We start from the raw sequence: 10584 nt of genomic DNA, 5'->3' as shown, positions 1-10584 counted from the left end.
GCCGAACCATATACGTCTAAATGACCACCGTTTTCCAGCAACACATTGTCTGCCACGTTATTGTGAATAGAGAATGCCCCTTCACTATTCGTACCGCTCACCGTCGACCTGTCAGTCATTGCTTTTAAAGCCGCGCCATCGTGCTGGGTAACATTCGTTGCCGTGCCCTCTCTAACATCAAGCACGCCACCGGAATATATTTCAATAACATTCGAGGTGCTCCTGCTATCAACAATTTGCGTCCCACCAGAATAGATCGTGGTAGTGTGCGCCGTTGACGTGTTTTGCAGCGTCTGCATTCCTCCATTTTTAATGGTGGTTATTTGTGCAGTGCTTGAATCAACATCCTGTCGACCACCATCTATTGTGGTGTCCAGCGCATGGCTCTTAATTGTTCTTTGGTCACCTCCATTTTTAATGATAGTGTTTTCTACAATACTCGAATCTACATACTGTCGGCCCCCATCTATTGTTGTGTTCGTTGCCAGACTTCCTTGTGTGATGTTTTGAGAACCAGATGTATTTATCGTCGTACCGTCAACATGCCCCTGAGCTGTTACTGTTTGTTTACCACCATCAATGACAGTCCCGTTTGCTCTCCCTCCTTCGACGTATGAATTACCATTCTTAATTATCGTGCCATTGCTGTTACCATCCTTATAAATGTACTGATTGCCACCCTCGATTAACGTGCCATTGCTGGTACCACCGTTATAAACTTGCTGATTGCCACTCGCGATTATCGTACCGCTAGAATTCCCACCATTATAAATTACCTGTGTACCCCCATGAAGGATTGTATTATTAGCTTGCCCCTGATAATTGTTATGGTTTGCTACATCTTGTTGTCCACCCATTTCAATAATACTTCCATTAGACACCCCACCAAATACAGTCTGGTGGCCGTGATTAATGATATGAGTATCATTAGTTGTCCCCCGTTCATCTACTATTTGCTCGCCATCCACAGTTTCACCATTTACGATACCAGTAACGATTGATGTGAAAGCAGCCTCTCCAGGCTGGGCATATATCAAGGCAGATATCAATAAGGAAAGTACTGAACGGCGAAAATAATAGCGACTGGTCCTGTTCATAAATTTCATCCTCTGAAAAGTGAATACTGAGTAGCGGGTAAGCGACCTTAGCTCTGCTGCAACATCGGCCCACAGGCACCAGACCAGGGGATTCATCCTTAAGAGACAGCGCAAGTGTATTGTGTTCACCGCTCATCAAAGACATCATGATGAAATGATGATATTCCGCATAAGAAAGAGGCATTTTTAGACGCATCGCGCTGAAGTGTGGTTGAATAAAAATTAATCTTTTCAGATAAGACTGTCGTACGCTTATTCTGCGAAAATAAGGCCGTCGGCAAAGTAAAATGACTCACATAATTGTTTCTGATGAATATCTTCTACTCACATGAATATTACACAATAATATTGATGCATCAGATTATCTTACCTTTACAACATCACGTTAACAGCCAATGACACTTCTTGAATAAAAATATTGTCAATCAAAGAGTTATTTTTTATTTAAGATTATTCTCATTCAAGTAAAAGACATAATTCCTATCATCACAGCCACGCTCATTTTGAATTATCTGAATAATAGCGAGCGTTCTTTAGTTAAGCAGGTCTTAATTGAAGACGAAATTATTGTGTGTGCAACTTACTTAATACCGGACATCTAAGTTGAAGAAAAAAATACTCGCCTTCGGGCTTATCTCAGCATTGCTCTGCTCCGCGCCAGCGATGGCGGATATGAATCGCACCACAAAAGGTGCACTACTTGGTGCAGGCGTTGGTTTACTTACTGGCAATGGCGTTAATGGCGTACTGAAAGGTGCAGCTGTTGGCGCTGGCGTTGGTGCAGTAACAGAAAAAGGCCGCGACGGCAAAAATGCGCGCAAAGGTGCAAAAGTGGGTGCCGCCGTTGGTGCTGTCACTGGCGTTCTGACCGGCAATGGCCTTGAAGGGGCGATTAAAGGTGCCGTAATTGGCGGTACGGGTGGTGCAATTCTGGGTAAAATGAAATAAGGAATGATGATGAAAAAATTTGCTTTACTGGCGGGTCTGTTTGTTTTCGCACCAATGACCTGGGCGCAGGACTACAATATTAAGAACGGTTTGCCGTCAGAAACCTATATTACTTGCGCAGAAGCCAACGAAATGGCAAAAACTGACAGCGCACAAGTTGCAGAAATTGTTGCGGTAATGGGTAATGCCAGCGTTGCCAGCCGTGATTTAAAAATTGAGCAATCTCCGGAACTGAGCGCCAAAGTGGTAGAAAAACTGAACCAGGTTTGCGCTAAAGACCCGCAAATGCTGTTGATCACGGCAATTGATGACACCATGCGTGCTATCGGCAAAAAATAATATTTCGTCTGTTACCGCGTCGATTGATTCGACGCGGTGGTTGTATATAGTTCTACAATGAAACATCACACCCGCCAATACGCCCTCACAACAACAAGCAAAGCAATTTAATCGGCATTAAACCACAAATACAACAATACTTATTACTATATAGCGGCTATAGCATAAAGAAAGATTAGTGCTGATCCCTGTGGCTAACGAGTTTTTCCCTTACTCGATTAACCAGATTGATCGCCAGCCAAACAAGGGCATTCAGCAAATTTATCGTCACAAGCACTTCTCCAAGCCCAGTACTGGGTTTTGCGATAAGGATGACCAGCAAGGTGATCAGCATAAATGCAATGGAAAAGATGATATAGAGAGTGAAATAATCCAGATTATTACTATTGTTCATGCTACTAATGGCAATCCTGTCAAAACTTTCAAACAATTATAGCAAACAAAATAATGAACAATAGTAACAAGACGCAACGAGCTAATTAGCTGTCTATAATTACACCGCACCATGGTCTTAATGATCAATTTTTACTCAATCATAACCTTCACCTTCGGTTTAGAAAGGATAATTTTAACCAGGTCGATGTAGGTTACCGGTTTATAGAAATAATAACCCTGCTGAAATGTGATGTTGTTTTGATTCAGATAATCAAGTTGTTCTTTTGTTTCGACACCTTCAGCGACGATACTGATCGAAAGTTTACGAGCCAGATCCAGTACACAATCCAGAATCCTGGTTGATTCCGGGTCTGCATTGACACGACCAACAAAACTGTGATCAATTTTAATATAATCAATATGCAGATCATGCAGATAAGAAAGCCCTGAATAGCCAGTACCAAAATCATCCAGTGCGATGACAAAACCATTTTCATGCAGAATGTTCAACCGCTGAACCAGACTTTCATCAACATTTAATGATTCACGCTCGGTCACTTCCAGAACGAGGTTTAAATCGCGGCGGGTAAAACTGTCACGGAAAATTAAGCACTCGTCGACAAACGTCGGCGAAATAATATGCGAGGCACTAAAATTAATTCCGATATGAAAACCTTCCGGCAATTTACTCGCGATAGCGTTCATCTGTGTGACAACCTGATTCATCAGACTTTGTGTAAGCGGAACAATTAATCCAGATTTTTCAGCAAGTGGAATAAATGCCGCGGGTGAGATATATTTGCCGTGAGGTTGTTTCCAGCGGGCTAATACCTCAACTCCCCGCAATGTACCTTCCCGACCATTTACCACAGGTTGGTAAAAAGGGACAATCTCACCATTACTTATTGCCCGTCGCAGGACCTCTTCAGGCGTTGCGCTTTTATTAAAATACTTATCAAGCAGGTAGGCTGCGGCGCAGGCAATTAACAGAATGAATATCAAAACCCCTACGCCATTATCGATAAGTCTGTAGAAGCTAAAGAATGGTGGTGGGTTAAAGATAATAGTGAAATGATATCTTGTGGAGTGAACCTTCTCAGTATAAGGATAGTGTCCATTAAGCGTCATCACGTCACCGGTAGGTCCAATAATGTCATCCGCTACGCGTAATGCATACCTTACCCCTTTCAAGGGCACATTAAGCGCTCCACGAATATGCTGATCACTTATCGTGACCAAAATACGCGTGTCTGCAAATTGGCTCTGATAGAGCAGGATAGGCAATCTATTGACGGTGTCGATTGCCGGAGCCAACAATAAATTACTGTCAGGGAAAGCAGGAATACGAGACAGCAGGACTCGATTCCCCGGCAAGGATGTACACCAGACCATTCCGCGTTTGAGAATGATGATTGTGCGCAAGTGAGGTTTCAGAGCTGCTTCGGTGCCAAGCTGATATTGCTCCTCGAGGTCGCATTCCTTCCCGGCAATGTTAACCGCCGCTTGAGTCGCCTGTGACGCTTCTTCAAGTATGTGATTGATATTGTTGACAGCATATCTCGCTCCCGCCATATATGCTGCTTTTGCGGAATACCAGAGCTGGATATTCAAAATAGCGACACCGGTTATAAACAAGCATATCGCAACGAGGATGGGTATGAGTGTATTGCGCATTCGCTTGTCCCGGACTAAGGATTTTAATACATGAAAATGACGTTCATTCGCTCGTGCTGGCGTCTAAAGAGAGCATGGTAGAGAGCATAAGAAATATCCACGCCGAAGATAAAATTTTCTCCATCGTCATCTAACCTATTAATTATTGTGCTTAATGTGGGTAAAATTAAGCAAATCTGGCAGGATGTCAGACGTCAAGAATGGAGAACAATAGTTCTCCATTCTTGTTTAACCCCTGATATTCCGGATATATTAAGAAACATAACGACTTAAATTATTACTTTGCACCAGCATATGATACAGCTGATGGTAATTTTAAAACCTTACTCAGTTCTAAGAGAGCACGGATTCCCTGTCATTAATAATGACATCCGTTAGTGTTGTCTTATGCAATTCAATGTACTGCAAAATTTGCAGGTAGAGATCAGAAAGAATCACACTCGTTTCATCTTTTAAACGCAAGCGTAAAGCCTGATCAAGAATATGACTATTAACATACCCATGCGCCATGAACACCTCCCTCTCGAGATTTTTAAATAAAGCACATTGAAAAATAAATCTCTCGGGAATTGAATTATTCATGTCAGCCTCGTAAAAATATCAATCCAATAGAATTATGCTGTGTATAGTCTAAGCGACAGACAAAAATAAGATGAATGAGTTTTCTATAAACTTATGCTAGTTATACTAAACAATAAAAAGTCACATATCATCAGCTGTGTATCGCAACACGATTTCCAGTGTTTTTCTAATCACATCAGCTTTGAGAATATCACTTGTTGTTTCCAGAGAGTGTATCAGACTTAAGATAATATTTTTATTATTAACATTATCGCCTGAAAGCATTAAATTGGTCACAGCCTGCCCTAACACAGCTGACTCTTCTTCTAACAAATTACCCGAACTGCGAAAGTAGCTTGATAACGCTTTATCAGTTATTGCATTATGAATTGTAGTATCTTCAAGCATGGTAACCTCTCATCTTACTTATGAAATTTTAATGTATTCTGTTTATTTTCTTACCATTGAACATACTTTTATTGTCAGCTATCGCTGTTCTTCTGTTTGGCCCTCCTGTATCACTGTTGCTAAAATCACGAATTATGCTGTCAATTAAATCTCGTCGGAAAGCATTTTCCTCAGCCGATTTCATTACGAGTAATTGCTTAATAAGAGTCTGCAACGAAAAATTTATCTTCATGCGTAATATCTGGAGCACCGCCTGGCCAGTAATTTCATGTTTTATACTTTCATTATCAGATGTCTTCATAACGACTTCATAGTTAATCTGTCAAATAATCAGGCTGTCACATTATTCAAAAAGCAACCCAATTAGTGAATTGTAGTGTTTCTGTTCCTCTTCCCCTGTCGCTTGCTCCAGTCGACAAAGAAGTTTGGTACAAAGCGACTTTCGACTCAGATTACGTCCATCTTTCAAAATTTCAGTCACAATTTCCCCGAGGGTTTCCTGCTGAGTAGGCAAGTTAGCTTTTGCAAAGTAACGAGTAATTGCCCCCGCAGAATCTGAAATCACTGAATTTTGCTGCATGCTACGCCTCTATTAAAAATGTTAAACGTTGTTAAGTGCAGTAACAATAGCAAACTTGTACGAAATATGTGTACAGAATGATAAATTATTTTTTTGCAATTAGTGCTAACACCTATAAAACAATGAGATACGTAAAAATTATTTGCATCATTTGACTGACAACCTATACAAGATTCCAAACGAACTCATCTTCAACTTTTTCCACCTTTTATAAATGTAAAGAAACAGTTATGTTTTGGTATTAAAAGAAAGACACAAGCAGATATGTCTGTTACCGTCTTACTCTCGCCTCGCCCATTACCCTGGATTGTTAATGCTTACCACCCTTATTTATCGTAGCCATATACGTGACGACGAACCTGTCAAAAAAATCGAAGAAATGGTTTCGATAGCAAATCGCAGGAACATGCAGTCTGACGTAACAGGGATCTTACTGTTTAATGGTTCTCATTTTTTCCAGCTTCTGGAAGGTCCGGAAGAACAGGTTCAACTGATATATCGGGCCATATGCCAGGATCCACGGCATTATAATATTGTTGAACTGTTGTGCGATTACGCGCCTGCTCGCCGTTTTGGCAAAGCAGGAATGGAATTATTTGATTTACGCCTGCACGAGCGAGATGACGTTTTACAGGCCGTATTCGACAAGGGTACATCAAAATTTCAGCTAACTTATGATGACAGAGCGCTACAATTTTTTCGTACTTTTGTCCTTGCAACCGAACAAGCAACCTATTTCGAGATCCCTGCCGAAGACTCCTGGCTTTTTATCGCTGACGGTTCTGATAAAGAACTTGATTCCTGTACCCTTTCACCAACTATAAACGACCACTTTGCCTTTCATCCTATTGTCGATCCCTTATCGCGGCGAATAATCGCTTTTGAAGCCATTGTGCAAAAAAATGAAGATAGCCCATCAGCTATAGCGGTTGGGCAGCGTAAAGACGGGGAAATCTACAAAGCGGATCTCAAAAGTAAGGCACTTGCATTCGCGATGGCACACGCACTTGAGCTCGGTGATAAAATGATTTCAATCAATCTATTACCTATGACCCTGGTTAACGAGCCTGACGCGGTCTCTTTTTTACTTGATGAAATAAAGGCCAATGGTTTGGTGCCTGAACAAATTATCGTGGAATTTACTGAAAGTGAGGTCATATCTCGGTTTGATGAATTTGCCGATGCTGTTAAATCACTTAAGGCTACCGGTATGAGTGTAGCAATTGACCATTTTGGCACAGGTTTTGCTGGTTTGTTACTCCTGTCACGCTTCCAGCCTGACAGAATTAAAATCAGTCAGGAATTGATTACCAATGTTCATAAAAGCGGGCCTCGGCAGGCAATTATTCAGGCGATCATAAAATGCTGTACATCACTTGAAATTCAAGTCTCTGCGATGGGTGTGGCAACACCAGAAGAGTGGATGTGGCTTGAATCTGCAGGAATTGAGATGTTTCAGGGAGATCTGTTTGCCAAAGCTAAATTGAATGGTATCCCTTCAGTTGCGTGGCCGGAGAAAAAATAATTTTCAGCACATTATTTCACATGATTTCTGGAAATCATCGTGAAAATGAATACGTTATGTTTTAATTTAATCCACATTAAAAATAATGTTTTATCCAATTTAGCTGAAATCTTATTTATACTTTGTACAATTTTAGCGTATATTGTACAAAGTATTATTGGGTCGTGTACAGGCGACGGAGATTTATGAGCGCAAGGAGGAATTGTGGCTTATTACAGCATTGGTGATGTTGCTGAACGTTGCGGGATTAATCCTGTCACTCTCCGGGCCTGGCAACGCCGCTACGGTTTGTTAAAACCACAGCGCAGTGAAGGCGGACACCGACTCTTTGATGAAGAAGACATACAACGCATCGAAGAGATCAAGCGTTGGATAAGTAATGGCGTCCCTGTAGGCAAAGTTAAAGCATTACTGGAAACCACCAGCCAGGATACGGAAGATGACTGGAGCCGCCTGCAAGAAGAGATGATGTCAATTCTTCGTATGGCTAATCCTGCCAAACTACGCGCGAGAATTATTTCACTGGGTCGAGAGTACCCGGTAGATCAATTGATTAATCATGTTTACCTTCCTGTTCGTCAGCGTCTCGTGCTTGATCACAACACCTCCCGCATTATGAGCAGTATATTTGACGGCGCATTAATTGAATACGCAGCAGCCTCACTTTTCGAAATGCGCCGTAAGCCCGGTAAAGAAGCCATTCTAATGGCGTGGAATGTTGAAGAGAGAGCACGATTGTGGCTGGAAGCATGGCGTTTATCATTGTCAGGATGGCATATTTCTGTCCTTGCTGATCCCATTGAATCGCCGCGCCCGGAACTGTTCCCGACGCAAACATTGATTGTCTGGACAGGCATGGCACCAACGAGAAGGCAAAACGAACTTTTACAACACTGGGGTGAGCAAGGTTATAACGTCATCTTTCATGCCCCCTAATTTCACCTTTATCCCGCCCCTTAGACAGAATCTTATAATCTGAACCCACAACAGCGTTTGTACCGGAGCTGATCCGTTGCAAAATGCTCACCGGGAGAATTCAGGTAACCCCCCCTTTCACACTTTGTACATATCACAGCCAAAGGACAGACCAGCTTGAAGTGAGAAAACCGATCGTGCACACTACGCACTCTCACAACTAACAAAAGGTTATTATCCTGATGGATCAGGTCGTTGTTTTTCAAAAGATGTTTGAAAAAGTGAGAAAAGAGCAAAACTTTTCCTGGTTTTATTCAGAGTTAAAACATCACCGTATTGTGCATTACATTTATTATCTGGCTACGGATAACATCAGAATTATTACTCACGATGAAACAGTTTTGTTATTAAGAGGAAACCGTAGCCTGTTAAAAGTCAGTACAACCAAAAACCCAGGAAAAATTAAAGAGGCGGCATTGCTTCATATTTCTGGGAACTCTACATTTTGGGAGTATTGTACAACACTGGCAAGTGCTGGCGTTTTCCGCTGGGTAACCGATGTTAATAACAACAAACGCGGCTACTACGCTATTGATAATACGCTGTTGTATGTTGAAGATGTGGAAAATAACAAGCCATTAATCTAGCAAAATTTTAACACATCAGAGATCTATCATAATTCAGTAAAATAACAAAATATTATCAGGAACGAGTTAACGCTGCTCATAACAGTCAAACCGATACTATAAAACCCAATAATTGAAACCTTTTCATCATGTCAGTAAGATAGTCATCCTTATGATCTTTATATAAAAAAGCCAACCATGGTGGTTGGCAAAGTGGCACAAACCAGCATAAAAGCTATGCTTTGTTTAAAAACCTTCTTTAAATTAAATATATATCGTCCTGACTAAACAGAACTAAAACGGAATGAATTATTTAATCATGTTACTAAATTTGATTTTGTTTAGCCTCTGTTGAGATCCCTTGTTTTAAATTTCATTTGGATAAAATTCTTAATTAAATCCTTGGGAGTCAATTATGTCTATGCAAAGTCAAGGAATGAACTTTGAAATGAACCTATACGCATATTTGAATAAATATGATAGTCGGCTTTCAGAAGAAAAACTTGCAATTGATAAGGCAGTTAGAGATTTATATCTTTGCAACGAACGCGTGGATAACAAGAGCATTATACTGAAATTGCTCTCATTTTTATCATCTGCTGATGACATTGTTGAAAAAGATATTATCAGGAATGCTTTGGAAGTGGTGCTTCTTTTTACATTAGACGATATTTAAGTCATCTCAGGAGTTTTAATACACGAAGAGTGCCCGGATACTAGCGATTATATTCATATTTAATTATGAGTGCGGGGAAAGAGATTATGCATTGGCATATTTCTCTAACGTCCGCGATAGAAAAACAACTTTAAATATAAATAAAGAACAAACCACCTTTGCATTCAACCTCATCTGAGCTGACTATAGTACAAATTATATTGATATTCTTTATCAACATCATTGGAACAGAAGAATAAGGCGAAGAAATGAAGTGTATAGTAATTGATACTGTAATACAACCTTCGTGTGGTATATATTTTTCAGTCATATGGAGCGATATAAAAATGATCATTTGGTATCGTTCAAATATCTTTCTCCCACCTGGCAGCATATTTACAGTTATTAAGTCAGGTATTATACTCGAGGATAAAGAATATCCGATCAGTATTTTTAACGTGGCGCTATTCAACAAAAATTTATGGAATTTAATCAAAAATAGTCAAGAGTGTCCTACAGAATCAAACAAAATTACGAATAAATGCCTGCATAAGCATTGCATTATGCAAATATGTCCACATGGTCTCAAGTAATGGGGGTTATTTAACCTTCCCTATATGCTATAGATAAATCTACCAAAAACTGCCCCTTCGTAGAGGGGCTCTATGATTTTGTTTTATTTGAAGGCATGGTGCTGAATGTATTCGTTGAATCCAGATTCAACACCTGAAGCTGCACTTAACCCATAATACTTGTTTCTGGTTCCTCTACCGAGTGGTCAAACAATGATATGTATGTGACGTCAGAGTTTATTTTTTTAGTGTTTAATGCTATTAATTTAACGTAGTTACCTATCTTTTTTCTACCTTCTGAACTAACCT

General features: G+C 40.4%; 15 protein-coding genes and 1 pseudogene. 8 read left to right on the top strand and 8 right to left on the bottom strand.

What is annotated here, in order from left to right:
• Together BEB54_RS21765 and BEB54_RS21760 are read right to left on the bottom strand one after the other, a co-directional pair.
• The coding region (locus tag BEB54_RS21765) for an AIDA repeat-containing protein (protein WP_172953786.1) at window positions 1-1097 on the bottom strand (1097 nt) is incomplete at its 3' end.
• Between the two features lie 67 nt (window positions 1098-1164).
• Window positions 1165-1281 (bottom strand): annotated as a pseudogene (locus tag BEB54_RS21760) (ATPase); the annotation flags it as partial.
• Window positions 1282-1546: 265 nt separating this feature from the next.
• Between BEB54_RS21760 and BEB54_RS21750 the strand changes: the two are divergent.
• Genes BEB54_RS21750 through BEB54_RS21740 form a run of 3 tightly spaced genes read left to right on the top strand, consistent with a single transcriptional unit; the run spans window position 1547 to window position 2384 of the window.
• Window positions 1547-1699, top strand: coding sequence for a hypothetical protein (locus tag BEB54_RS21750; protein WP_032183962.1), 153 nt, complete (start codon window positions 1547-1549; stop codon window positions 1697-1699).
• Between the two features lies 1 nt (window position 1700).
• Window positions 1701-2045, top strand: coding sequence for a YMGG-like glycine zipper-containing protein (locus BEB54_RS21745; RefSeq protein WP_000726978.1), 345 nt, complete (start codon window positions 1701-1703; stop codon window positions 2043-2045).
• A gap of 3 nt (window positions 2046-2048) precedes the next feature.
• Window positions 2049-2384, top strand: a complete 336-nt coding sequence (locus tag BEB54_RS21740) for a YmgD family protein (protein ID WP_000979977.1) — start codon at window positions 2049-2051, stop codon at window positions 2382-2384.
• A gap of 175 nt (window positions 2385-2559) precedes the next feature.
• Here the strand turns inward: BEB54_RS21740 and ymgF are convergent, their stop codons facing one another.
• From ymgF to ycgZ, 6 genes are all read right to left on the bottom strand, one after another.
• Window positions 2560-2778, bottom strand: a complete 219-nt coding sequence (gene ymgF, locus BEB54_RS21735) for a cell division-associated protein YmgF (RefSeq protein ID WP_001065863.1) — start codon at window positions 2776-2778, stop codon at window positions 2560-2562.
• A 131-nt stretch (window positions 2779-2909) separates the two neighbouring features.
• Window positions 2910-4433, bottom strand: a complete 1524-nt coding sequence (locus BEB54_RS21730; protein ID WP_088541689.1) for an EAL domain-containing protein — start codon at window positions 4431-4433, stop codon at window positions 2910-2912.
• Window positions 4434-4766: 333 nt separating this feature from the next.
• Complete coding sequence (locus BEB54_RS21725; RefSeq protein ID WP_088541688.1) at window positions 4767-5015, bottom strand: hypothetical protein; 249 nt, start codon at window positions 5013-5015, stop codon at window positions 4767-4769.
• Window positions 5016-5135: 120 nt separating this feature from the next.
• Window positions 5136-5402 carry a biofilm/acid-resistance regulator AriR gene (gene ariR / locus BEB54_RS21720; protein WP_000888778.1) on the bottom strand — a complete coding sequence of 89 codons (267 nt, stop codon included), beginning with the start codon at window positions 5400-5402 and terminating at the stop codon, window positions 5136-5138.
• Window positions 5403-5430: 28 nt separating this feature from the next.
• Window positions 5431-5703 carry a hypothetical protein gene (locus BEB54_RS21715; RefSeq protein ID WP_032302888.1) on the bottom strand — a complete coding sequence of 91 codons (273 nt, stop codon included), beginning with the start codon at window positions 5701-5703 and terminating at the stop codon, window positions 5431-5433.
• Window positions 5704-5745: 42 nt separating this feature from the next.
• A complete protein-coding gene (gene ycgZ, locus BEB54_RS21710) occupies window positions 5746-5982 on the bottom strand; it encodes a regulatory protein YcgZ (protein ID WP_001186982.1) in 237 nt (78 codons plus the stop codon).
• A gap of 313 nt (window positions 5983-6295) precedes the next feature.
• On the opposite strand from ycgZ, the gene bluF reads away from it, so the two are divergent.
• From bluF to iraM, 5 genes are all read left to right on the top strand, one after another.
• Window positions 6296-7507 (top strand): blue light-responsive regulator BluF, encoded by a 1212-nt coding sequence (gene bluF, locus BEB54_RS21705; protein ID WP_105277835.1) that lies wholly within the window; start codon window positions 6296-6298, stop codon window positions 7505-7507.
• A gap of 204 nt (window positions 7508-7711) precedes the next feature.
• On the top strand, window positions 7712-8443 hold the full coding sequence (gene bluR, locus BEB54_RS21700; RefSeq protein WP_000332295.1) for a DNA-binding transcriptional repressor BluR: 732 nt from the start codon (window positions 7712-7714) through the stop codon (window positions 8441-8443).
• Window positions 8444-8664: 221 nt separating this feature from the next.
• A complete protein-coding gene (locus tag BEB54_RS21695) occupies window positions 8665-9069 on the top strand; it encodes a DUF1398 domain-containing protein (RefSeq protein ID WP_032183956.1) in 405 nt (134 codons plus the stop codon).
• Window positions 9070-9463: 394 nt separating this feature from the next.
• Window positions 9464-9724: a biofilm development regulator YmgB/AriR family protein gene (locus BEB54_RS21690; protein ID WP_072004008.1), complete on the top strand. Its 261-nt coding sequence runs from the start codon at window positions 9464-9466 to the stop codon at window positions 9722-9724.
• Between the two features lie 248 nt (window positions 9725-9972).
• A complete protein-coding gene (gene iraM, locus BEB54_RS21685; RefSeq protein ID WP_000649797.1) occupies window positions 9973-10296 on the top strand; it encodes an anti-adapter protein IraM in 324 nt (107 codons plus the stop codon).
• The last annotated feature ends 288 nt before the right edge of the window (window positions 10297-10584 follow it).

Source organism: Escherichia sp. MOD1-EC6021 (assembly GCF_002965245.1).
Taxonomy (GTDB): Bacteria; Pseudomonadota; Gammaproteobacteria; order Enterobacterales; family Enterobacteriaceae; genus Escherichia; species Escherichia coli_F.
The sequence above is the reverse complement of the archived record's forward strand: the minus strand, read 5'-3'. Positions and strand labels throughout refer to the sequence as shown.

Coding starts and splice junctions, on each gene's coding strand:
- ariR (WP_000888778.1), bottom strand. CDS start 5,402: ATGCTTGAAGATACTACAATTCATAATGCAATAACTGATAAAGCGTTA.
- bluF (WP_105277835.1), top strand. CDS start 6,296: ATGCTTACCACCCTTATTTATCGTAGCCATATACGTGACGACGAACCT.
- BEB54_RS21695 (WP_032183956.1), top strand. CDS start 8,665: ATGGATCAGGTCGTTGTTTTTCAAAAGATGTTTGAAAAAGTGAGAAAA.
- BEB54_RS21690 (WP_072004008.1), top strand. CDS start 9,464: ATGTCTATGCAAAGTCAAGGAATGAACTTTGAAATGAACCTATACGCA.
- BEB54_RS21715 (WP_032302888.1), bottom strand. CDS start 5,703: ATGAAGACATCTGATAATGAAAGTATAAAACATGAAATTACTGGCCAG.
- ymgF (WP_001065863.1), bottom strand. CDS start 2,778: ATGAACAATAGTAATAATCTGGATTATTTCACTCTCTATATCATCTTT.
- BEB54_RS21730 (WP_088541689.1), bottom strand. CDS start 4,433: ATGCGCAATACACTCATACCCATCCTCGTTGCGATATGCTTGTTTATA.
- BEB54_RS21740 (WP_000979977.1), top strand. CDS start 2,049: ATGATGATGAAAAAATTTGCTTTACTGGCGGGTCTGTTTGTTTTCGCA.
- iraM (WP_000649797.1), top strand. CDS start 9,973: ATGAAGTGTATAGTAATTGATACTGTAATACAACCTTCGTGTGGTATA.
- BEB54_RS21725 (WP_088541688.1), bottom strand. CDS start 5,015: ATGAATAATTCAATTCCCGAGAGATTTATTTTTCAATGTGCTTTATTT.
- ycgZ (WP_001186982.1), bottom strand. CDS start 5,982: ATGCAGCAAAATTCAGTGATTTCAGATTCTGCGGGGGCAATTACTCGT.